Source organism: Streptomyces sp. NPDC030296 (genome assembly GCF_055572815.1).
The window spans coordinates 304,607-327,447 of sequence record NZ_JBVICQ010000006.1 but is presented as its reverse complement, the minus strand read 5'-3'; the positions used below and the strand labels follow the sequence as shown (position 1 = coordinate 327,447).

The 22,841-nt window shown below is 73.7% G+C and carries 19 protein-coding genes; 9 read left to right on the top strand and 10 right to left on the bottom strand.

Going from position 1 to position 22,841, the window contains the following annotated elements:
- Positions 1–21: 21 nt before the first annotated feature.
- Both ACZ4Z3_RS19625 and ACZ4Z3_RS19620 read right to left on the bottom strand, forming a co-directional pair.
- Positions 22–660: a hypothetical protein gene (locus tag ACZ4Z3_RS19625; protein ID WP_468502168.1), complete on the bottom strand. Its 639-nt coding sequence runs from the start codon at positions 658–660 to the stop codon at positions 22–24.
- 372 nt (positions 661–1,032) lie between these two features.
- Positions 1,033–2,439 (bottom strand): FAD-dependent oxidoreductase, encoded by a 1,407-nt coding sequence (locus ACZ4Z3_RS19620; RefSeq protein ID WP_468502349.1) that lies wholly within the window; start codon positions 2,437–2,439, stop codon positions 1,033–1,035.
- A gap of 315 nt (positions 2,440–2,754) precedes the next feature.
- Here ACZ4Z3_RS19620 and ACZ4Z3_RS19615 point away from each other — a divergent pair, with 315 nt between their 5' ends.
- The 3 genes from ACZ4Z3_RS19615 to ACZ4Z3_RS19605 all read left to right on the top strand — a co-directional run bounded on the left by ACZ4Z3_RS19615 (position 2,755) and on the right by ACZ4Z3_RS19605 (position 9,176).
- Positions 2,755–5,838 (top strand): AfsR/SARP family transcriptional regulator, encoded by a 3,084-nt coding sequence (locus ACZ4Z3_RS19615; protein WP_468502167.1) that lies wholly within the window; start codon positions 2,755–2,757, stop codon positions 5,836–5,838.
- Positions 5,839–6,047: 209 nt separating this feature from the next.
- Positions 6,048–8,111: an AfsR/SARP family transcriptional regulator gene (locus ACZ4Z3_RS19610; RefSeq protein ID WP_468502166.1), complete on the top strand. Its 2,064-nt coding sequence runs from the start codon at positions 6,048–6,050 to the stop codon at positions 8,109–8,111.
- A gap of 174 nt (positions 8,112–8,285) precedes the next feature.
- Positions 8,286–9,176 (top strand): helix-turn-helix domain-containing protein, encoded by an 891-nt coding sequence (locus tag ACZ4Z3_RS19605; RefSeq protein ID WP_468502165.1) that lies wholly within the window; start codon positions 8,286–8,288, stop codon positions 9,174–9,176.
- Between the two features lie 56 nt (positions 9,177–9,232).
- On the opposite strand, the gene ACZ4Z3_RS19600 is transcribed toward ACZ4Z3_RS19605, so the two are convergent.
- The 4 genes from ACZ4Z3_RS19600 to ACZ4Z3_RS19585 form a co-directional block, all read right to left on the bottom strand.
- Positions 9,233–9,973, bottom strand: coding sequence for a YoaK family protein (locus ACZ4Z3_RS19600; RefSeq protein WP_468502164.1), 741 nt, complete (start codon positions 9,971–9,973; stop codon positions 9,233–9,235).
- Positions 9,966–10,487, bottom strand: coding sequence for a DoxX family membrane protein (locus ACZ4Z3_RS19595; RefSeq protein ID WP_468502163.1), 522 nt, complete (start codon positions 10,485–10,487; stop codon positions 9,966–9,968). The genes ACZ4Z3_RS19600 and ACZ4Z3_RS19595 overlap by 8 nt, the downstream gene beginning before the upstream one ends.
- A 36-nt stretch (positions 10,488–10,523) precedes the next feature.
- Positions 10,524–11,186 (bottom strand): hydrolase, encoded by a 663-nt coding sequence (locus ACZ4Z3_RS19590; protein WP_468502162.1) that lies wholly within the window; start codon positions 11,184–11,186, stop codon positions 10,524–10,526.
- 223 nt (positions 11,187–11,409) lie between these two features.
- Entirely contained in the window at positions 11,410–13,293 is a 1,884-nt protein-coding gene (locus ACZ4Z3_RS19585; protein ID WP_468502348.1) for an amidohydrolase, read from the bottom strand.
- Positions 13,294–13,561: 268 nt separating this feature from the next.
- On the opposite strand from ACZ4Z3_RS19585, the gene ACZ4Z3_RS19580 reads away from it, so the two are divergent.
- Together ACZ4Z3_RS19580 and ACZ4Z3_RS19575 are read left to right on the top strand one after the other, a co-directional pair.
- Positions 13,562–14,533 carry an alpha/beta hydrolase gene (locus ACZ4Z3_RS19580; protein WP_468502161.1) on the top strand — a complete coding sequence of 324 codons (972 nt, stop codon included), beginning with the start codon at positions 13,562–13,564 and terminating at the stop codon, positions 14,531–14,533.
- A 30-nt stretch (positions 14,534–14,563) separates the two neighbouring features.
- Positions 14,564–15,280 (top strand): alpha/beta fold hydrolase, encoded by a 717-nt coding sequence (locus tag ACZ4Z3_RS19575; RefSeq protein ID WP_055541524.1) that lies wholly within the window; start codon positions 14,564–14,566, stop codon positions 15,278–15,280.
- Between the two features lie 62 nt (positions 15,281–15,342).
- Here ACZ4Z3_RS19575 and msrB read toward each other — a convergent pair whose 3' ends face one another.
- From msrB to ACZ4Z3_RS19555, 4 genes are all read right to left on the bottom strand, one after another.
- Positions 15,343–15,750 (bottom strand): peptide-methionine (R)-S-oxide reductase MsrB, encoded by a 408-nt coding sequence (gene msrB, locus ACZ4Z3_RS19570; protein WP_355392244.1) that lies wholly within the window; start codon positions 15,748–15,750, stop codon positions 15,343–15,345.
- A 13-nt stretch (positions 15,751–15,763) separates the two neighbouring features.
- On the bottom strand, positions 15,764–17,149 hold the full coding sequence (murC, locus tag ACZ4Z3_RS19565; protein WP_468502160.1) for a UDP-N-acetylmuramate--L-alanine ligase: 1,386 nt from the start codon (positions 17,147–17,149) through the stop codon (positions 15,764–15,766).
- A gap of 90 nt (positions 17,150–17,239) precedes the next feature.
- Positions 17,240–17,695 (bottom strand): indole-3-glycerol phosphate synthase, encoded by a 456-nt coding sequence (locus ACZ4Z3_RS19560; protein ID WP_468502159.1) that lies wholly within the window; start codon positions 17,693–17,695, stop codon positions 17,240–17,242.
- Between the two features lie 120 nt (positions 17,696–17,815).
- Positions 17,816–18,700, bottom strand: coding sequence for a pyrimidine reductase family protein (locus tag ACZ4Z3_RS19555; protein WP_468502158.1), 885 nt, complete (start codon positions 18,698–18,700; stop codon positions 17,816–17,818).
- Between ACZ4Z3_RS19555 and zapE the strand changes: the two genes are divergently transcribed.
- The 4 genes from zapE (at position 18,699) to ACZ4Z3_RS19535 (ending at position 22,658) form a co-directional block, all read left to right on the top strand.
- Positions 18,699–19,838, top strand: a complete 1,140-nt coding sequence (gene zapE / locus ACZ4Z3_RS19550) for a cell division protein ZapE (protein ID WP_468502157.1) — start codon at positions 18,699–18,701, stop codon at positions 19,836–19,838. The genes ACZ4Z3_RS19555 and zapE overlap by 2 nt on opposite strands.
- A gap of 232 nt (positions 19,839–20,070) precedes the next feature.
- Entirely contained in the window at positions 20,071–20,472 is a 402-nt protein-coding gene (locus ACZ4Z3_RS19545) for a hypothetical protein (RefSeq protein WP_468502156.1), read from the top strand.
- Positions 20,473–20,553: 81 nt separating this feature from the next.
- Entirely contained in the window at positions 20,554–21,132 is a 579-nt protein-coding gene (locus ACZ4Z3_RS19540) for a carbonic anhydrase (RefSeq protein WP_468502155.1), read from the top strand.
- 20 nt (positions 21,133–21,152) lie between these two features.
- Positions 21,153–22,658: a SulP family inorganic anion transporter gene (locus tag ACZ4Z3_RS19535; protein ID WP_468502154.1), complete on the top strand. Its 1,506-nt coding sequence runs from the start codon at positions 21,153–21,155 to the stop codon at positions 22,656–22,658.
- Positions 22,659–22,841 lie beyond the last annotated feature (183 nt).

Here is a 22,841-nt window from a genome sequence, read left to right as displayed (position 1 = left end):
GGAGCGGGTCGAACCCATCGCTCACACCCCCGGATGGGCTCGGGCCGCCGCGCCACCGGGTGGCATGCCGACCGACGGCTGCAGTTCGGGCGCCGGGGCGGTCGGGAGCGCCGTGGGGTGCCCGTCATCCGTCGCCGTGGGCCGCTGTCCCTGTTCGGGGGACCCGTCGGCCTTCGCCGCCACCTTCACCAGCCGCCCGACGACCAGCCCCGCCAGCAGCGCGCCGCCCAGGAACATGCCGGGGCGCCTGCGGGCGAAGTCCTGCACATCGGTGAGGACGCCGTCCGCGCCCGCTCTGTCGAGATAGTCCGCCGCCCGGTGTCCGCGGTCGGCCGCCTGGGCTGCGAGACCGCGGGCCGGTGAGTCGCTCTGTGCGTTCTCCGCCATCCCCGCCAGCTCGTCCGCCCAGTGGCGCACCGATTCGGCGGCCCGCCGGGCCTGTTCCTCGGCCTCGTTCATCGCACGGCTCCGCAGATCGCGGACGACCGCGCCGGCCTGCTGACGCGCTTCCCCCACCACGGCACCGGCCTGGTCCACGGCGGTTCCCCCGACCTGTCCCGCGGCCTGCTTGGCGCGATCGGCGGTGGCCGACGCCTCGGCCCGGGCCGTCTCACCGGTCTGCTGCAACCTCGTCGAGTTGCCCTGCTCTGCCTCGCTCATCAGCCACTCCTCCTCACGCGGTCACGTAACTTCGCACCACTTGTTCGGAACTGTTATGTACGCGAGTGACTGTTTTGATGTCATTCACACACCTTTGGTGCGGATTTATCGGTCGCGATGTGGAGGTGAGCGGACGAGACGGTTCGGACCGGTTCCGCGTGGCGAGCCGCGTCGGGGAGCAGGCGTTGCCCGGAGGGGGCGTACCCGGGGGCGAAAGGGGCGGGCCCCTGAGCGGGCCGGTCGAACCGGCGATTGCGGTGCGCCATACGGAAGGCCGCGCGACCGGCGCCGGCGCCCGCGCGGTGCAGCAAGCGCTTTCCATCGCCGTCCAGGGCGGGGGAGGCCGCGCGAACCCCCGCCCCCGCCGTTCCCTCAGGCGTCCCCGGCGTCGCGTGTGAGCGGTGGTTCCTCCGGGGTCGGGAGGGCCGGGCCGAAGAGGACCGCTCGGGCCACCTTCGGGGCGAAAAGGGCGCTCAGGGGCTCCTTCAGGGTGAGGGCGGAACGGAAGGCGCGGCCCACGACGGGGTCGCCCGGGGTGCGTTCCTGGACCCGGCGCAGATACCACCCGGCGACCCGGTCGGCGGGCCGTACGACGGCGGCGTTGCCGACCGCTCCGGGCATCTTCTTGTCCGCCCCGGCGGAGATGTCCCACGCCTGCCGGGACGCGGCGAGCAACGCCTTCTGCACGCGGCGCGTGGTGGGCGTACGGCGCGGATCGGCGAGGGCGTCCCGCAGCGCGACCGCGCTCAGCGCGGCGACGGCCATGCCCTGCCCGTAGATCGGGTTGAACGTGCACAGCGCGTCGCCGGTCGCCAGGAACCCGGCGGGGCGGCGGCCCGGCAGGTCGTAGCGGCGCCGGACGTTGGCGGTCCGCCGGAACCCGGAGACCGGGGAGAGCGGCTCGGCATCGCGCATCCAGCGGTGCACCACCGGATGCGGGAGCCGCTTGGCGTACGTCTCGAACTCCTCCTCGTCCGTGGGCGGTTCGTCGCCGCGCAGCCCGGAGAAGGTGGCCAGATGGGTGCCGTCCTCCAGGGGCAGCACGACGACGCCGTACGGCTGGTCGGGGTTGGGGACGACGTAGAACCCGAGGGCCGCGGCACTCGCGTCGGCGCCGAGCGTTCCGGTGGTGTCGCGGTAGACGCGGGAGGCGTAGGCGAGGCCGGTGTCGATGGTCTCCTCGTGCGGCGCCTCGGCCCCGACGGCCGTCAGCCAGCGTGGGGCCTTGGTGCCGCGCCCGGAGGCATCGACGACCAGGTCGGCGGCCAGTTCGCGCTGTTCGCCCCGAGCACCGTCGCCGCGCTCGCGGAGCAGCACACCCCGGACGCGGGACGCGTCGCCGAGCAGCCCCACCGTCTCGGTGCCCTCGACGAGGGTGACGGAGGGGTTCGCCAGGACCCGGCGCCGGATCAGCCGCTCGATCTGCGCCCGCGAGCCGGTGTGGATGTGCGTCGACGCGGGCACCCGCCGGAACCAGCGGCCGCTCTGCCACTGCACGATGTCCTCCGGCATCCCCACGCGCGGCGCGCCCGCCGCCCGCAGCTCCTCCATGAATCCCGGCAGCAGCGCCTCCAGCGCGAGTTGGCCGCCCTCCAGCAGGACGTGCGGGTGCCGGCTCTGCGGTACGCCGGGCCGGGGCGCCGTACCCGCGAGGGTGCTCCCGGCGGCGCCGGCGCCGAGGGCGGCTTCGGCTTCGGCTTCGGCTTCGGCGGGGAAGCGGTCGCGTTCCACGATCGTCACTCTCTGGGCGTGCCCCGCGAGGACGTGCGCGGCGAGCAGCCCCGCGAGACTGCCCCCGACGACGACCGCGTGCCGGCCGGCCGAGCCGCCCGCTGCCGCCGATTCCCAACTGCTGTCCGCCCCACCCGAGTTCACCGAACGTGCTCCCTTTTCCGGAGATTCGCCTTGCGACCTGACACCAGTATCACCGCGCCCGGCGAACCGCCCCCACGGCTCACCGACGCCTGCCCTCCGTCCCTCGCCGCTCAGCACCGCCCCCTCCGCCTTCCCGCGCATGACTCTGGGTGACCCGCGGGGCCACGTATCGTCAGGGGGTCACAGAAGATACGAGATACGAGATACAAGGGGGCCTCCTTGGCACTGGAGCCGGTGTCGTTCGCGGTTCTGGGGTCGGTCCGGGTACGGCGGGCCGGGGTGGAGCTGACACCGGGCCGTCCGCAGGAACAGGCGCTGCTGGCGCTGCTCCTGGCGCGGGCGGGGCGACCGGTCGCGGTGGGCGAGATCGTCGACGTGCTGTGGGGGCGGCGCCCGCCGGACAGTGCCGTCAATGTGATACGCCGCCATGTGGGGTCACTGCGACGGTGGTTGGAGCCGGGACTTCCCACCCGGGCCGTCGGGCGGTGGCTCGCCCGCGAGGCGGGCGGGTACCGGCTCCTGGTCGACGACGACTGTCTGGACCTGCTCCGCTTCCGCCGGCTGCGCGACGAGGCGCGGCGGAGCTCCGCCGATCCGGACGCGGCGCCCGCACGGGCCGTGGACCTCCTCACCGAGGCCCTGGAGCTGTGGCGCGGACCGGTCGGCGCCGGTCTCCCCGTCGATGTCCGGGAGCGGGCCGGGTTCGGCCAACTCGACCGCGAGCGCCTGGCAGCCGTGCGGGAGGCCGCCGACGGAGCCCTGCGCGCCGGCATACCCGGCGCGGTGCTGCCCGCCCTCCAGGAGGCCGCGCTCGGCGCACCGCTCGACGAACCCCTGCTGGCCAGGCTCATCCTCACCCTGGCGGCCACCGACCGCACGGCCGAGGCCCTGACCGCCTACCGGGCCGCGCGCACGCGACTCGCCGACGAGCTGGGCATCGATCCGGGACGGGAACTGCGGGAGGCGCACCGGACGGTCCTGCGCGGGGCGGCGCCCCCGAACGCCCAGGCGCGGCCTGGGGACGCCGACGGCCGGTCAGGGGACGCCGAGGCGTCGACGGGGGTCGTGGATCCGCCCCTCGTGCCCGCCCCTCGCCCCGCCACGGGTCGCCCTGCCGCGCAGGCATCGGCGCTCGCGCCCGCACCCGTACGGGTCCCCGACCCTGCATCCGCGTCCGTGCCCGCGCAGGCACCCGCGCCAACACCGACACCGGCACCGGCACCGGCACCGACTTCAGGAGCCGCGCCGGTCTCCGGACCCGTCCCAGCCCAGCTCCCGCACGATCTGCCGACGTTCACCGGCCGACGGGCGGAGCTGGACGAGGTACTGGCCCTCCTGGACTCCGCCACCACGGTTCCCCCCACACCCACCGTCGTCATCAGCGCCATCGGCGGTATGGCCGGCATCGGCAAGACCACACTCGCCGTGCACTGGGCGCACCGGGTCGCCGACCGGTTCCCGGACGGGCAGTTGTACGTCAATCTGCGGGGCTTCACCCCCTCGGGCGCGGTGATGGGCGCGGACGAAGCCGTACGGGTGTTCCTCGACGCGCTGGGCGTGCCCCCGGAGCGGGTCCCGCACAGCGTGGACGCCCGGGCCGCGCTGTACCGCAGCCTGCTGGCCGGGCGGCGGTTCCTGGTGCTGCTGGACAACGCACGCGACACCGAGCAGGTACGGCCGCTGCTGCCGGGGGCGCCGGGGTGCCTGGCCATCGTCACCAGCCGCAACCAGCTGACCGGGCTCGTCTCCGCCCACGGCGCCCACGCGCTGACCCTGCGGCCCCTGGACACCGAGCAGGCGCGGGCGTTCCTCGAACGGCGGCTGGGTGCCGCGCGGCTCACGGGCGAGTCGCGGGCGGTGGCCGAGATCGCCGCGCTGTGCGCGGGGCTGCCGCTGGCCCTGGCGTGTGTCGCGGCCCGCGCCGCCGCGCATCCGCGTTTCGCGCTGTCGGCGATCGCGGCCGAGCTGCGGGAGGCACACGGCAGCCTCGACGCTTTCAGCCGGAGCGACGCGTCCGCGAACGTCGGCGCGGTCTTCTCGTGGTCCCTGAGTGCCGTGTCGGCGGACGCGGCCCGCCTCTTCCGGCTCCTCGCCCTGCACCCGGGCCCGCACTTCTCGGCGGCGGCGACGGCCGCGCTGGCCGGGCTCCCGGTGCGCCGGGCCCGCTCCCTGCTGACCGAACTCGCCGACGTCCACCTCGTCCACGAGCACGCCCCCGGCCGCTACGCCCTCCACGACCTCCTCCGCGCCCACGCGACCGAACTCCTCAGGGAAGCCGGACGGGAGCCGGACGGCGAGACCCCCGCCGAACACGACACGGCCGTCGGGCGGTTGTACGCCTACCACCTGCACGCCGCCCACGCCGGCCAGCGGCTGCTCGCCCCGCAGGAGGATCCGTTGGCGCCGGGGCCGGTCCCGGCGGGCGTGCGGGTCGAGTCGTTCGGCGATCACGAGCAGGCCCTGGCGTGGCTGACGACCGAGTATCCGGTGCTCCTGGCCGTGATCGAGGCGGCGGTGCGCTCGGGGCGGGACCGGCTCGCCTGTCTGCTGGCCTGGGCGCTGGAGCCGTACTTCGACCGGCGGGGCCACTGGCACGACTGGGTGGCCACCCAGCGGACCGCGCTCGACGCCGCACTGCGGCTGGGCGACCCCGGGTGGGAGGCGAGGGGGCTGCGTGCGCTGGCCCGGGCCGAGGGGCGACTGGGTCTGCACGAGCTGGCCCGGCCCCGGCTCGATCGGGCGCTGGAACTCTTCACCGGGCTGGGTGACGCCATCGGCCGGGCCGACACCCACCGCAGCCTCGGCTGGACCTGCGACCAGGCGGGCGACCTGCCGGGCGCGCTGCGCCACAACCGGCTCGCCCTGGAACTGTTCCAGGACAGCGGCCGCCCGGCCGCGCGTGCGAGCGTCCTCAACTCGGTCGGCTGGTATCACGCGTTGCTCGGGGAGTACCGGGAGGCGCTGAGCCACTGCTTCCAGGCGCTGCCCCTGCTCCAGGACCTCGGCGACCGCTACGGCCAGGCGGCCACCTGGCACAGCATCGCCTTCGCCCACCACCATCTCGGCCGCCACCGGCAGGCCCTCCTCGGCTACGGCAACGCCCTCGGCTTCTACCAGCAGTTGGGCGTGCCGTATCTGGAGGCGAGCACCCTCGTCCACATCGGTGACACCCATCGCGCGATGAGCAACCACGACGACGCCCACGCGGCCTGGCAGCAGGCGCTCACCATCCTCATCACCCTCGGCCACCCCGACGCCGACGACGTCAGGGCACTCCTCACGGCCGGTGACCGATGTGTGTGACCGGCGGGGAGCCCAAGCCTGGGCCACCGCACCGGTCGGGTCACGACTCACCGGCGCCCGCCGCGCGAGTGGCCGATGAGAGCCCGTTGACCGGGGGCGCGGCGGCTCTGTTCCCTGAAGACGGTGACCGGTGGGGTGGCCCCACGGGGGCGCCGGTCCGTGGGGCGGGGCGTGGGGCAGGACGTGGGCGGCGGTCGGGGGTGGCCGGGGTGCGGGAAGCGATGCGGTTCGAGGTGCTGGGGCCCCTGCGGGTGTGCCGGGGCGACGAGGAGCTGGACCTCGGGTTCCCCCAGCAACGCGCGCTGCTCGCCCTGCTGTTGGTGCGGGCGGGCCGCCCGGTGCTCGCGGGCGAGATCGTCGACGTGCTGTGGCCCGGACGAGCGCCGGCCAGCGCGATGAACGTCGTGCGGCGGTACGCCGGTGCGCTGCGGCGGCTCCTCGAACCGGATCTGCCGCCCCGCGCCCCCGGGCGCCGCGTCCTGCGCCGCGCCGGTGGCTATCTGCTGGAGGCGGCCGAGGACGAGGTGGACCTGCTGCGGTTCCGCGCGCTCACCAAGCGCGGCAAGCGAGCGGCGGCCACCGGGCGGTCCGAGGCGGCGCTACGGCACTTCGTGGACGCGCTGGGCGACTGGCACGGCCCGGTGGCCATGGGCATCCCCGCGTCCGTGCGGGAACACACCGAGTTCGCGGCGCTGGAACGCGAGTTGACGCGCACGGCACGGATGGCCGCTGATGCCGCGCTGCTCTGCGGCGGCTCCGAGCTGGTCCTGCCGCATCTGCGCCGCGCCGTGGAACTCGACCCCCTGGACGAGTCGGCGCAGGCGGGCCTCGTCATGGCCCTGGCCGCCTCCGGCCTCCAGGCGGAGGCGCTGACGGCGTACGAGCGCGTACGACGGCTGCTGGCCGAGGAGTTGGGCATCTCCCCCGGCCCGGAGCTGACGGCCGCCCACACCCGGGTGCTCCGCCAGGAGTGGGGTCCACCCCGGCCGTCCGCACCGGCGCGGCCACCCCACCCGACACCGACGGGCACCGTTCCCACGGCGGCCTCCGCGGTGGACCCCACGGCAACCCCCGTGGCGGTCCCCTCCGCCGCCCTCGCAGCCGTACCCGCCGCCGGCCCCATAGCCGTACCCGTGACCGCCCAGGCACCGTCACCGACCCCCCTCCTGCCCGCCCGACTACCCGCCGACCTCCCCGTCTTCGTCGGCCGAGAGGCGGAACTCGGCACCCTGCTGCGGGTCACCGACGCGGCCGCCGCCTCCACCGGCGCGCCCGTGACCGTCCTGGTGAGCGGGATGCCCGGCATCGGCAAGACGGCCCTCGCGGTGCACTGGGCGCACCGGGTCACGGACCGCTTCCCGGACGGTCGACTCCACGTCTCACTGCGGGGGTTCGACGCGGCCAGGCCCCCGCTGGAGCCCGCCGAGGCCCTGCGCGGGATGCTCAGCGCGCTCGGCGTGCCCGCCGCGCGGATGCCGGCCGGGGTGGACTCCCTGGCCGGGCTCTACCGCAGCACGCTGGCCGGACGGCGGCTGCTCGTACTGCTCGACGACGCCGCGGACACCGAGCAGGTACGGCCGCTGCTGCCCGCGGGACCGGGCAGCCTCACCCTGGTCACCAGCCGCCTCGCCCTGTCCGGGCTGACCGCGTCGGGGGCCCATCCGCTGCACCTGGACCTGCCGTCGGCGGCGGACGCGGGTACCGTCCTCGCGCGCCGCGTCGGCCAGGACCGGACGGCCGCCGAACCCGGGGCCACCGCCGAGATCGTGGCGCGCTGCGGACGGCTGCCGCTGGCGCTGGCCGTCGTCGCCGCCCGCGCCGCAGACCGCCCGGACTTCCCGCTCTCCGCGATCGCCGCCGAGCTACGGCACGAGGGGGACGGGCTCGACGCCTTCGCCGGCGCGGGAGGCGCGTCCGGCCTCCGAACCGCCTTCGCCCCCTCCTACCGCAAGCTGCCCCCGGAGAGCGCCCGCCTGTTCCGGCTGCTGTCCCTGCGCCCCGGACCCGACCTCACACCCGGTACGGCCGCCGCGCTGGCCGGCCTCCCGCCGCGCCGCACCCGGCTGCTGCTCGACGAACTCGCCGACGCCCACCTCGTCACGGAGCACGCCCCCGGCCGCTACGTCCAGCACCCCCTGCTGCGCCTGTTCGCCGCCGAGCTGACCGCCGGACACGACTCCGCCACGGAACGCCGCGCCGCCCTCCACCGGCTCCGCGCGTACGCGGCGACCGTCCCCGACCGCCACCCCACCTCGCACGGCGACCGTCCCTGACCACCCCCCACCTCACGCGGCACCCATCCCGGACCACCGCCCCCGACGGACCCTCGCGCGACAAGCCCTCCCGGCCACCGTCACTTCGACGTCACTCTTTTTGCACATCGCCCTTCCTACGCTCCGGGTGCAGTGACCGACGGTGTGTTCGAGCGGCCCGGGAGGCAGCCTCAGATGATCTCCGACACCAGCACTCTCGGGGCCCCGGCCCTCCGTATCGCCGTGCTCGACGAGGCGCCGGCGCGGCTGCCCGGCCAGGAGCCGCCCGGTCGGGATCCGGTGCGGGCGGCGGCGTACCGGCTGACCGCGCGGACCGGCGGCGAGTACCTGTTCGTGGGAGTGTGCGGGACCGGCGCCCCTGCTCCGGAGCGGCTGCCGGACCTCGCCCTGGCGCCCGGGGACATCTGCTTCTACGACGCGGACCACCCGCCGTTACTGGCGTTCCCCGAGCGTTGCCGCCTGAAGGTGTTCCTCGTGCCGCGTGAGGCGATGGGGCTGGAGGAGCGCGACGTGCGGCGGGTGACGGCGGCGCCGGTGGCCCGGGCCTCCCGGCTGGGGTCGCTGCTGTCGCCGTTCCTGTCCGAGCTGGCCGACTCGGCGGTCTCCGCCCGGCCGTTGGTCGCCGAGATGCTCACCCGGAACGCGGTGAACCTGCTCGCCACGCTGGCCACGGAACAGTTGGGCCGGGAGGCGGGCGGGCCGCCGGGCACCCGGTCGCCGCTGGTGGCGCGGATCCTGCGGTTCATCGACGAGCACCTCGCCGACGCGGACCTGTCGCCCGAGGTGATCGCCGGGGCGCACCACATCTCGGTGCGCTATCTGCACAAGCTGTTCCAGGACGAGGGCACGACGGTGGGCCGGTGGATCCAGCGCCGCCGTCTGGAGGAGTGCCGGCGCGATCTGGAGCTCGGTGTCCGGGGGCGCCGCACGATCGCCTCGGTGGCGGGCCGCTGGGGTTTCCTCAGCGCGACGCACTTCAGCCGGGTGTTCCGGGCGGCGTACGGGATGTCGCCGAGCGAGTGGCGGGACAGCGTTGGCCGGGGCGGACGGACCCCCGCCCGGTAGCGGAGCGGGCGGTGCCCCCGGTCGAGGGGCCACCGCCACGGGGGGGTGCGGGGTCGTCAGCTCGGCGGGCGGGTCCACGCCTCGTCGGAGGACGACAGGCGCAGGGCGGCCACGCAAGTCGGCGTGAGCAGCAGCAGGATCAGGCCCAGGGTGGCGGCGAGTCCGGTGTGCCGCAGGAGCAGGGCCCCGGCGAGGGCGCCGAGGAACATCGCGAGGACGGACAGGATCCGCCGTCCGGGCCGTGGCGCCGGCCCGCCGGCCGGGGTGGAGTCGGCCGCGAGGCCCGTCAGGGTGAGGGTCAGCACGGTCGTCGTGAGGTCGGGGACGCCGAGGCGCCGTACGACCGCGTTCTGGAGCCCCATAGCGAGGCCGAGCAGCACGATGAGGGTGTAGCGGAGCGGGCCGCCGACCCGGTCGCCGTCGGAGAGGACGGCGGCGAGGGTGGCCGCGGCGGCGAGGGCCGTCTGCGCCGCCACGGCGATCGCCAGCACCTTTCCGCGATGGGTGGCGAACCGGGCGGCGACCCGGCCCCCGGCGAGCGCCCCGGCGAGGAACGCGGTCATCGCGACGACGGACGCGAGCGCGGACAGGCCCTCGGCGCCCGCCAGGGCGAACCCCAGGAAGACCACGTTGCCCGTCATGTTGGCGACGAAGACGTGGCCGAGCGCCAGATAGCTGACCGCGTCGACGACACCGGTCACCACGGTGAGCGCCAGCAGGAGCGGCGGCAGCGGCCCGTGCCGGTCCCCGCGCGGCGGTACGAACGTGCGCACCGCGTCGGTCACCAGCTCACGCACGTCCCGTCACCCCCTCGGGTTCCGCCGCGGGGGCCGGGCGGTGCAGGACCGCCCGGGTGGCGAGCCCGGCGGCGGGCCCGAGCAGTACGGCCGCGACGGACACCCACAGCGGCCACGGGGCGAACCCGAGCACCTCGTCGCCCGACCAGCGGCCGGGGCCGGTGAGCGCGAGCACGGCGGCCACGAGGACGAGGACGAGCGGGTACTCGTACCCGTCGTTCTGCACCCACAGCCCGTTGCGCCACTTGACGGTGATCGCGACCGTCATGACCCCCATGGCGGTCGTCGCCGCCAGGGGGGTGAGCAGTCCGGCCGCCAGGAACAGGCCGGCGCCCAGCTGGCCGCCGCCCGCGGCGAGCGCGGTGAGCCGGCCGCCGCGGAAGCCGTCGCGGCGGAACTCCTCGGTTCCGCCGGCCAGGCCGCTCCCGCCCAGCAGGAAACTGACCTTCTGCACCCCGTGCCCGGCGATGAGGAGCCCGGCCACGAGACGCAGCAGCAACAGTCCGGTGTCCATCACGTTCCCGCCCGTTCCCGACGTCCGTCGTGCTTCTCAGCCGGCCGCGTGCGCGCCGATGACGGCCTGCGCGTAGACGATGCCGAGGCCGTACGCGCCCGCGTGCTCCTTCACGACCTGCGTGGTCGGTCCGTACGTCTCCTCGCGCGCCCAGTCCCGCTGGAGCTCCAGCAGCACCTGCACCCATGTGACGGGCACGGCGCCGGCCTGGATCATGCGCTGGACGGCGTGCTCGTGGGCCTGCGGGCTGACACCGCCGGAGGCGTCGGTGACGACGTAGACCTCGTAGCCCTGGGCGAGCGCTGACAGCGTGGGCAGGACCACGCACACCTCGGTCCACAGACCGGCGACGACCAGCTTCTTGCGGCCGGTGGCCTTGACGGCCTCGACGAACGCGACGTCCTCCCAGGCGTTCATCGTCGTACGGTCGACGATCTTGTGGTCGGGGAAGACGTCGGCGAGCTGCGGCAGGAGGGGGCCGGAGAAGGACTCGGCGGCCACCGTGCTCAGCACCACGGGCACGTCGAAGACCCGGGCCGCCTTGGCGAGGCCGACGGTCGCGTTGATGATCGCGCCGCGGTCGCCGCTGCCGGTGCCGAAGAACATCTGCGGCTGGTGGTCCACGAAGAGGACCGCGCAGTTGTCGGGGGTGAGGAGGTCCGGGCCGGGAGCCGCGGTGACCTCGTCGATGTCGACCATGAAGGGTGCCTTTCTGTTGTGAGGGGTGTGATCGGAGACCTCCCCGTCGCCTCTGGCCGTACCTCTACGGCCAGGTCGCGCAGGGAGCCGGCCTCCCGGGCCCGGACCACGCACAGGATGCGTGTCGCCGCCCCGGGGTCGAGAACGCCGGGGACCAGTGCGCCCACGACCGTTCGGGGCGTGCGGCTGAGCAGGCTCACGCATGCTCAGTTCACAGGAACGGTCAAAGGGCGAAGCAGGGGTCGAGGGCCGGGCCGTCGTCGGTGCCGGGGGCGAGGCCGCGGGCGGCGCGCCACTGGCGGTGCAGTGCGGACTCGGCGGCGGCCTCGCCCAGCAGTTCGGCCTGGCGGGCGCCCGACCGGCCGGTGGGTCCACCGGCCCGGTAGCCGCCGTGGTGGGCGACGGGGCTCCAGGCGGGGCTGACCGGCGGGAGTTCCTCGTCGAGGCCCTCGTACTCGGCGGCGGCGTGCACGATCCGTCCGCCGACGACGGTCAGGACGGACTCGATGTGCGGGATGTCCGGCTCGGGCACGGTGAAGTAGTCCTCGGACAGCAGCGCGAGGTCGCCGAAGTACCCGGTGCGCAGCACGCCCTTGAGGTGCTCCTCGCCGGTGAGGGCGGCGCCCGCCGTGGTGAACATCGCGAGCGCTGTGGCCCGGTCGACCCGGTTGCGGGGCGGGCGCAGGGCGAGGTCGCCGACGGTGCGGCCACTGACCAGCCAGTGCAGGGCGACCCACGGGTTGTAGGTGGACACGCGGGTGGCGTCGGTGCCGGCGCCGACGGTCAGGCCGCGGTCCAGCATGGCGCGGACCGGCGGGGCGGTCGCGGCGGCCTCGGGGCCGTAGCGGCGCAGGAACGCCTCGCCCTGGAAGGACAGGCGGTTCTGCACGGACAGGGCGCCGCCGAGGGCGGCGATCCGGTCCAGGCTGCTGCCGGAGACGGTCTCCGCGTGGTCGAACAGCCATCTGTTCCCGGCGGGGAAAAGCCCTTCGGCGGCGAGTTTCTCGAATACGGCGAGGTCCCGGCGAATGGTCTCGTCATAGGTGGCGTGGAGCCTGAATCCCCAGCCGTTCTCCATGAGGAGACGGACGGCCTTCTCGAATTCCGTCTCGTAGTCCGCGGTGAGTTCCGGGCGCGGCTGGGTGAAGTTCTCGAAATCGGCGGCGGCCCAGGTGAGATTCTCGCCCGCGCCGTTCAGGCGCAGCCAGGCGTCGCCGTCCTCGGGGCGGACCGTTCCGATCCAGCGGGCCAGGTCGGCGGTCTCCTGGCCGGGGGTCTGCGGGAAGAGGTGGTAGGCGATGCGCAGGGAGAGCTGTCCGGCCGCGGCGAGTTCGACGACGGTCCGGTAGTCGTCGGGGAAGCTCTGGAATCCGCCGGCGGCGTCGATGGCGGAGGTGAGTCCGAACCGGTTGAGTTCCTTCAGGAAGTGCCGGGTGGAGGTCTTCCGGTCCTCGTCGTCCAGGGCCGGTGCCTTGGCGAGCGTCGAGTAGAGGATCAGGGCGCTGGGCGCGGCGAGCAGCAGGCCCGTGGGTGCGCCGTCCCGGCCGCGGACGATCTGGCCGCCCCTGGGGTCGGGGGTGTCGCGGGTGAACCCGGCTGCCCTGAGCGCGGCGTGGTTGAGGATCGCCGACTGGTACAGGTGCAGGACGAACACCGGGGTGTCGGGCGCGGCGGCGTTCAGTTCGGCGACGGTCGGCAGCCTGCGCTCGGCGAACTGCTCGGCCGACCAGCCGCCCACCACCCGCACCCACTGCCCCTTGGGGGTACGGGCCGCCTGTTCGCGCAGCATGGCGAGGCCCTCGCGGAGGGTGGGGACGCCGTCCCAGCGCAGCTCCAGCACGTAGCTGAGGCCGCCCCGGATGACATGCAGATGGGAGTCGTTGAGGCCGGGGACGGCGCGCCGGCCGAGGCCGTCGACGACCCGGGTCCCCGGGCCGATGTGGGGCGCCACGTCGCGGTCGTCGCCGACGGCCGTGATGACCCCGGCGCGCACGGCGAGCGCCTCGGCCGCCGGGCGGCTCAGGTCGCCGGTGTGGATCCTCGCGTTGCGGACGACGAGGTCCGCCGCGTCGTCGACGGCACGGGGCACGAGCCCACCGACCGGCATCGTGGACAACGGAGTTCGACCTCCTGGGAATGGGGGCGGGAGCGGCTGAACGGCGTGTGTCCTCAAGCTATTTCGCCTCACGGGCACCAAGTGACCCGGCAGCGCACGGAATTCGTACTCCCAGCGCACTGACCGCGCCCGGCCGCCCTTTTCCGTGCGCTGTGGGATAGGTCCCGGTGCGCTCATGGGCAATTCCCGCCGCATTCCCGGTCCTAGCGTGCAGGGCGACGCACCCGCATCACGCGCACAACACCATCGGGAGAAACACATGTCCGACACGGTCGAACCGGTACGGCCGGTCCTGGAACCGGCGGCCGCCGCCTTCGCCGAGGCGACGGCCAACCGCCCCTTCCTCTTCGAACTGCCGCCCGCCGAGGGCCGCAAGGCGGTCGACGAGGTGCAGTCCGGCGAGATCGGGAAGCCGGAGATCGACGAGGAGTGGATCACCGTCTCGGGCGGCCCGACGGGCAGCGTCAGGGCACGGATCGTGCGGCCCGCCGGCACCGAGGGCACCCTGCCGGTGATCCTCTACATCCACGGCGCGGGCTGGGTGTTCGGCAACGCCCACACCCACGACCGTCTCGTCCGTGAACTGGCCGTCGGCGCGGGCGCCGCCGTGGTCTTCCCGGAGTACGACCTCTCCCCCGAGGCCCGCTACCCCGTCGCCATCGAGCAGAACTACGCCGTCGCCAAGTGGGTCGTGGAGCAGGGCGCGTCGAAGGAGCTGGACGGCACCCGGCTGGCGGTGGCCGGTGACTCGGTCGGCGGCAACATGACCGCCGCCCTGACCCTGATGGCCAAGGAGCGCGGGGATGTTCCCCTGGTCCAGCAGGTCCTCTTCTACCCGGTGACGGACGCGAACTTCGACACCGGCTCCTACCGCCAGTTCGCCGAGGGCTACTTCCTGCGCCGCGACGGCATGCAGTGGTTCTGGGACCAGTACACGACCAGCGAGGAGGAGCGCGCGGAGATCACCGCGTCCCCGCTGCGCGCCACCACCGAGCAGCTGACCGGGCTCCCCCCGGCGCTGGTCGTCACCGGTGAGGCCGACGTCCTTCGCGACGAGGGCGAGGCGTACGCGAACAAGCTCCGTGAAGCGGGCGTCCCGGTCACCGCCGTCCGTTTCCAGGGCATCATCCACGACTTCGTGATGCTCGACGCGCTGCGCGGCACCCACGCCGCCGAGGCCGCGATCACGCTGGCCACCGGCACCCTGCGCACCGCGCTGCACGCCGGCTGACCGACCCGCACCGAGAGAGAGGACCCCCTCATGTCCACCACGCCCACCGCCCTCCTCGTGCACGGGGCCTTCGCCGACGCGTCCAGCTGGGCCGGCGTCGTCGAGGAGCTCCAGAGTCACGACATCCCCGTCGTCGCCGTACCGAACCCCCTGCGCGGTCTGGCCTCCGACGCCGCGTACATCGCCTCCGCGGCCGCCCAGATCGACGGCCCCGTCGTCCTCGTCGGCCACTCCTACGGCGGTGCGCTCATCACCGTGGCGGGCGCGACCGAGAACGTCGTCGGCCTGGTCTACGTCGCGGCGTACATCCCGGAGGAGGGCGAGAGCCTCGGCGAGTTGCAGGGGCGCTTCCCGCTGTCCCCGCTCGTCGCCAACCTGGTCGAGCGGACCTACCCCGTCGAGGGCGGGGAGCCCGGCGTCGAGGTCACCATCGCGCCGGACGCCTTCCCCGGCATCTTCGCCGCGGACGTCCCCGCCGAGGCGACCCGGATCCTCGCGGTGTCGCAGCGTCCGCTCGCGACCGCCGCTTTCACCGAGACCCCGCCGGTCGCCGCCTGGAAGACCCGGCCGTCCTGGGCCGTGGTCGCGGCGGCCGACGAGGCGATCAACCCCGAGGTCCAGCGCTTCGCCGCGAAGCGCGCGGGCTCCACCGTCACCGAACTCGAAGGCGCCTCCCACGCGGTGGCGGTCTCCCGCCCGAAGGATGTGGCGGCGGTCATCCGCGACGCGGTACGCCTCACCAGCTGAACGACGTGTGCCCCGCTCCCCTGTCAGGGGCGCGGGGCACACGTGCCGGCGGAATCAGCCCGTCACTCGCCCTCGGGCGCCAGCCGCAGCGAGATGCTGTTGATGCAGTACCGCTGGTCCGTGGGGGTGGGATACCCCTCCCCCTCGAACACGTGCCCGAGGTGCGATCCGCAGCGGGCGCAGCGGACCTCGGTCCGCACCATCCCGTACGAGCGGTCCTCGATCAGTTCCACCGCGTCGCTGTCCTTCGGGTCGTAGAAGGACGGCCATCCGCAGTGCGACGCGAACTTGGTGTCGGAGGTGAACAGCTCCGCGCCGCAGGCCCGGCACGAGTACACCCCCTTCGTCTTGGTGTCGGTGTACTCCCCGGTGAACGCCGGCTCGGTACCGGCCTGACGCAGCACCGCGTACTCCGCCGGGGTCAGCTCCGCGCGCCACTGCTCGTCCGGCTTGTCGACGTCGTACGGCATGGGTCTCAGCCCCTCACTGCGAAAGACGGTCCAGGATCCTCGGGCCCAGGTCGGTCACGTCACCCGCGCCCATGGTGAGAACGAGATCACCGGGCTTCGCCATTCCCGCGACGACCGCGGGTGCCTCCGCCTTGTCGTGGACGGCCGTGACCTCGGCGCCGGCCGCCCGCGCCGCGTCGATGATCAGCTCACTGGTGACGCCCGGGATCGGGTCCTCGCGGGCCGGGTAGATGTCGAGCACGACGGACGCGTCCGCCAGGGCGAGCGACTGCCCCATCTCGGTGCCCAGCTCCTGCGTCCGGGAGAACAGATGGGGCTGGAACAGGACGAGGATGCGCGCGTCACCGGCGGCGGCCCGCATCGCCTCCAGGTCGGCCGTCATCTCGGTCGGGTGGTGCGCGTACGAGTCGATGACCTGCACCCCGCCGGCCTCGCCCTTCAGCTGCAACCGCCGCTTCACACCGGTGTACGCCGCCAGTGCGGGCGCCAGCTCGGCCGCCGGGACGCCCAGCGCGACGCCCGCGGCCAGGGCGGCGACCGCGTTGTGCGCGTAGTGCCGTCCGGGCACCGACACCGTGAAGGTGAGCTCCTGTCCCTCCAGCAGGACGGTGACCTCGCTCTTGAGCCCCTGGGGCACGACGGCGAGGACACGGACGTCGGCGTCCTCGCTCTCGCCGTAGGTGACGACGCGGACGCCCTCGACGCGACGGGTCAGCTCCCGCGCGCCCTCGTGGTCGGCCGAGATCACCAGGGTGCCGCCGGGCACGATACGGCCGGCGAACGTCTCGAAGGACTCGTAGATCTCGTCCATGGACGCGTAGTTGGCGTGGTGGTCCAGCTCCACGTTGAGGACGATCGCGACCTCGGGGGCGTACTTGTGGAAGCTGCGGTCGCTTTCATCCGCCTCGGCCACGAAGATGTCGCCGTCGCCGTGCAGGGCGTTGGAGCCCGGCGCGTCGAGGTCGCCGCCGATGGCGTACGACGGGTTCAGGCCCAGCGCGGTCAGCGACACGGCCAGCATGGACGTGGTGGTGGTCTTGCCGTGGGTGCCGGCCACCGCGATCGGGCGCAGGCCGTCCATCAGGCGGGCGAGCGCGTCCGACCGGTGGACGACCGGGATGCCCAGCTCGGCGGCGCGGGCCAGCTCCGGGTTGTCCGCGCGGATAGCCGACGACACGACCACGCACGTCGCGTCGTCCGCGAGGTGCTCCGCCGCGTGCCCGATGTGCACGGTCGCACCCAGCGCGCGCAACGCCTGCGCCGTCTCCGACTCCTTGGCGTCGCTCCCCGCCACCTTGGCGCCGCGCTGGGCCAGGATCTTCGCGATCCCCGACATCCCGGCCCCGCCGATCCCGATGAAGTGCGGTCGGTCCATGGCGGTAGGAAGGCCGGGTGCCATGTGCGTTCTCCCAGTACTGGTACGGCGAAGTTTCAGGGCAACCCTATGCCCATACGCCCCCGCGATCGGCATGGACCACCGGTTGGGGGGCTACGCCCGGCTGTGGGAGAACAGCTTCAGCACCGGGACCCCCACCTTGTGCCGTGCCCGGGACGCCCAGTCGCGGTGGAAGAACTCCTCCACGTAGTGCGGATCGGTCAGCACCAGCACCTCGTCGGCCCCGACCTCCTCCACCAGCGACTTCAGCGCGTCCAGCGGATGGTCCTCGATCAGCCGCCCCTCCGCCTCGCTGCCGGCCGCGTGCAGCGCCCGCAGGGACACCTCCAGAGCCCGTTCCCCCTCGTCGAGGGCCTGTTCCCCCTCCGGGGTCTCCCCCTCGCGTGCCGCCTCGTCCAGCTCGCCGAGCGCGAGGTCGTCGATGGCCCGCAGCAGCCGGTCGGCCTGGTTGCCCCGCGGCTGGAGCAGCACATGGAAAGAGGCCGGCTCGTCGCCGTGCAGGGTGGTGACGAACTCCACGTCCGCGGACGTCAGAGCCTTCTCGATCATCAAAACGCTCGTGAACGACACCACAGGCGCCCTTCTTCCGGGAGGACCCCGCGGCCCTCGCTCCTCAGGGATCTAGTCTGCCCGGCGGGAACTAAACGGAACGGTAGATTCCTCCCGTTCTCACGTACGACGGTAACGACCGAACAGGAACCCGGCCTCTTCCAGCAACGACACCAGCTCGAACCGCCTCGGCACCGCCACCGGGGGCCCTCCGGCGATGCGCTGGGCGTCCCCCGCCGTGAGCATCGGCGACACGGTGAGGCACAGCTCGTCGAGGACTCCGGCGGCGATCAGCTGCCCGAGGAGGCGCGGCCCGCCCTCGGTGAGCAGCCGGGTCAGCCCCAGGTCGGCGAGGGCGCGCACGGCCCGCGCGGGGTCGACGCCCATGCCGTCCCCGGCGATCACCACCCGCACGCCCGCCTTCTCGGCGCCGGCCACCCGGTCGGGCGGGGCGGCGGCACCGGTGAGCAGGAGGGTGGGGGTGAGCGGCGAGGTGAACAGGGGGAGGGAGAAGTCGAGGTCCAGCCCGGCGCTGACCACCGCGATCGCCGGGGCCGGGGCCTGTCCGGCGGCCCGGCGGGCCTCGGCGAACGCCTCACGCGCGCGTGCCGGACGGTAGCCCTCCTGGCGTACCGTTTCGGCGCCGACGATCACCACGTCGGCGAGCCCCCGCAGGGTGCCGAAGATCCGCATGTCGGCGTCGCTGGAGATCGGCTGCGAGCGCCCGTCGTGCTGGGCCGCCCCGTCCAGCGTCGACACCATGTTGGCCCGCAGCCACGGCTCCAGCCCGCCCGGGCCGGGCGCGGGCGCCGGATAGGCGTACGCCGCCGCCAGCTCCGCCAGGCTCCACTCCCGGTCGACGGCGCCGGCACCCGGCACCCGCCCGCCGGCGTCCGACCCGGCGGCCACCGCCGGCACGGGGGTCCCGGCCGTATCCGTGTCCTCACCGGCCTCGTCCGGGGTCCGGGCCGCTGTCTCTTCGGTCACAGGGAACAGGCGTCGCATGTCGTGCAGTGTGGCACGGCCTTTAGACTCGGTAACCGTGTCGTCGTCCTCTGCCGCCGCGTTCGGCCCCCTGGCCGAAACGGCTCCGCTGTCCCTGTGCACCCGCGAGCCCCACGTCCCCGCCGACCGGCTCGTCGCCGAGATGGTGCCGCCGCCCCGCTTCGACTCGGTGCGCTTCGACACGTACATCCCGGACCCGAACCAGCCGAGCCAGACCGAGGCCGTCAAGGTCCTCAGCGGCTTTGCGGCGGGCCTCGGCGGCGCCCACGCGACCGGCGCCGGCAAGCGCGGCCTCTTCGGCTTCGGCAGGGCGAAGACCCCCAAGGTCCCCGCCGGTCCGCGCGGTGTCTACCTGGACGGCGGCTACGGCGTCGGCAAGACCCATCTGCTGGCCTCCCTGTGGCACGCCACCCCGGCCGAGCCCGCGCTGAAGGCGTTCGGCACGTTCGTGGAGCTGACCAATCTGGTCGGCGCGCTCGGCTTCCAGAAGACGGTCCACACCCTCTCCGGGCACCGGCTGCTGTGCATCGACGAGTTCGAGCTGGACGACCCGGGTGACACCGTCCTCGTGTCGACGCTGCTCGGCAAGCTGGTGGACGCGGGCGTCGCCCTGGCCGCCACGTCCAACACCCTGCCGGGCAAGCTCGGTGAGGGCCGGTTCGCGGCGGCCGACTTCCTGCGGGAGATCCAGGGCCTGTCCGCCCACTTCCGCGCGCTGCGCATCGACGGCGAGGACTACCGCCACCGCGGGCTGCCCGAGGCGCCGCCGCCGTTCTCCGACGAGCAGGTCACGAAGGCGGCGTACGCCACCGAGGGCTCCTCCCTCGACGACTTCCCGCATCTGCTGGAGCACCTCGCGCGCGTGCACCCCAGCCGGTACGGCGCCCTCACGGACGGCCTGAAGGCGGTGTGCCTGACCGACGTCCAGCCCGTCCCCGACCAGTCGACCGCCCTGCGGCTCGTGGTGCTCGCGGACCGGCTGTACGACCGTGAGGTCCCCGTGCTCGCCTCCGGTCTGCCCTTCGACCGGCTGTTCAGCGAGGAGATGCTGAACGGCGGCTACCGGAAGAAGTACTTCCGAGCCATCTCCCGCCTCACCGCCCTCGCCCGCGACGCCGGGCGACTCGCCGGGAGCTGAGCCCCAGCGGCCCACCGGCACCCTTTACCGGGAGGAACTCGCCCAGTTCAAGGGGCTGTTTCGGCCATCCTGCCCACGCTTTTCAGGCTCTCTTCAGCTCGAAACGTTAAGTTAACCCTGCAAACAACTTTGCAGGGTTAACGTGTTTCTTGACCAGCGGTTGACCATTGATTGACCAAGTCGTGCAACTGCCGGCACACGGGAAGCAGACGAACGGGCAGTGGGGAGGCTCATGTTGCGAGGTACGACGCCCCGGACCGTCATCACGGCCCTAGCCGCCGTCCTGCTCGCCCTGCAGTTCTTCACTCCCTCCACTTCCTTCGCATCCGCGCACACATCCGGTCACGCCAAGGCCAAAGCCGCGCCCGGAAAGGCCCTCCCGGCCACCCCGGTGCGTGACCCGGCCGCCATCTCTCACCCCTGCGGTCATCCCGAGGACCCGACCGGCCCTCTCCGCACCCGCGACCGGCACCGCGCCACCACCCACACCGCTTCCGGAGCGCCCGTACGCCCGTCGCAGGGGGAGAACCCGGCGGTCGCGAGCGAACCGGAACGGCCCTCGGCCCGGCACCACCGGCAGCCGAGATCCCTCACGGCCCACACCCCGGCCGCCCTCCAGGTCTTCCGCTGCTGAGAGCGCGGAGCCCGTTTCCCCCCACCTCTGTCGTGCAAGCCCGACGCGCCGCCGTGGCGCGCCAGGAGGAGTCACCACATCATGCAGCCCCTCATCGACAACGCCCGTACCTTCGGACAGCGCCCTGAGGAGTTCGCCAGGCTGGCCGAGGGCCAGTCCCCCGAGGTCCTGTTCATCACCTGCTCCGACTCACGGGTCGTCCCGGCCCTGATCACGGGCGCCCGCCCCGGCGAGCTCTTCGAACTGCGGACCGCCGGCAACATCGTCCCCCCGTACACGCCGGACCGCCCCACCGGTGAGACGGCCACCATCGAGTACGCCGTGGAAGTGCTCGGCGTCAGCGACATCGTGGTCTGCGGCCACTCGCACTGCGGTGCCGTCGGCGCGCTGGTGCGCGGCGACGACCTCGACGCCGTGCCCGCCGTACGCGACTGGCTCACCCACGCCACCCCGCGCCCCCTGGGCACGGTCGAGGACCCCACGGTCGCCGACGGCGTGCAGAACCACGTCCTCAGCCAGCTGCTGCGGCTGCGCTCCTACCCCTGTGTGGAGAAGCGCCTCGCCGACGGCCGGCTGCGGCTGCGCGGCTGGTACTACGAGGTACACACCGGAGCCGTGCGCGAACACCGCGCGGACACCGACACGTTCGAGACCCTCTGAGCGGCGGGCCGGTGTCCTCGATGAACTCCCCGACCTCCCCCACCTCCAAGTTTCCCTACATACGCCAGGACTTCGGCGCCTCGCTGGTCGTCTTCCTGGTCGCCCTGCCGCTGTGCGTGGGCGTGGCCGTCGCCTCCGGGGTGCCGGCCGAACTCGGCCTGATCACCGGCATCGTGGGCGGCATCGTCGCCGGTCTGATGCCCGGCAGCAGTCTGCAGGTCTCCGGCCCGGCGGCCGGGCTGACCGTGCTGGTCTTCGAGGCGGTGCGCCAGTTCGGCCTCCCCGCGCTCGGCGTGATCGTGCTCGCCGCCGGTCTGCTCCAGCTCGCCATGGGCGCGCTGAAGCTGGGCCGCTGGTTCCGTGCGATATCCGTGTCCGTCGTCGAGGGCATGCTGGCCGGAATCGGGCTCGTGATCATCGCCGGCCAGCTGTACGCGGCGGCGGGTCTGAAGGCCCCGGCTTCCGGGCTCGACAAGATCGCGGGCCTGCCCGGCGCCTTCGTCGAGGCCGTGGGAAGCACCACGGCGCTCGCCTCCCTCGCCCTCGGCGCGGGCACCGTCGCCGTGATGGTGCTGTGGAAGCGGCTGCCGAAGAAGGTCCAGGTCGTGCCCGGCGCGCTCGCCGCGGTCGTCCTCGCCACGGTCGCGACCCTCGCCTTCGGTCTGCCGGTCGCCAAGGTCGAGGTGAAGGGTCTGCTGGACTCCATCCAGCCGCCCGGACTCGACGCCTTCGGCGGGCTGGCCGATGTGGCGCTGATCGGCACGATCCTCGCCTTCACGCTCATCGCGTCCGCCGAGAGCCTGTTCAGCGCGGCGGCGGTGGACCGGCTGCACGACGGACCGCGCACCGAGTACGACAAGGAGCTGATGGCCCAGGGCGCCGGCAACACGGTGTGCGGTCTGCTGGGCGCGCTGCCGATGACCGCGGTCATCGTGCGCAGCTCCGCCAATGTGCACGCCGGCGCGAGGACCAAGGCGTCCCGGGTCCTGCACGGCGTCTGGCTGCTGCTGTTCGCCGCGCTGCTGCCGGGGGCCCTCGCCCTGATACCGCTGCCGGCCCTGGCCGGCATCCTCGTCCACGCGGGCTGGAAGCTGATCCCGTTCCGCGCGGTCGTCTCGCTGTGGCGCGGCCACCGGGGCGAGGCGCTGATCCTGGTGACGACCGCCGTGTCGATCGTCGCGGTGAACATGTTCGAGGGCGTCCTGATCGGCCTGGCCCTCGCGGTCGTCAAGACGGCCTGGGAGGCCTCGCACATCAAGCTGGAGGTCATCGACAAGGGCGCCGGCCCCGTCCAGGCCTATCTCTCCGGCAACGCCACCTTCCTGCGACTGCCGAAGATCCTCGACAGCCTGGAGTCCCTGCCTCAGGACCGCCCCGTCGAGCTTCACCTCTCGGGTCTGCACCACCTCGACCACGCATGCCGCACCGCACTGGAGAACTGGGCGGAACGGCACAGCGCGACCGGCACCGAGCCGGTGAGGATGACGGGCCCGGAGCCGGAGAAGGTCGCCTCGGCGGCCCAGTGACGCCGCACGGCCCCACCGGGCGGCAGGCGGCCGTCCTGTGCCGCCCCCGCCCTGGCGCCCCGGTCCCCGCGACCGGGGCGCCACCCGTGTTCGGCCCCCGGCGAACGACAGTCGCCCCGGCCCGCACCCGAGGCATATCGTGGTATTCGCGTGGATGTGCGACGACTCCGCGGATGCACGACG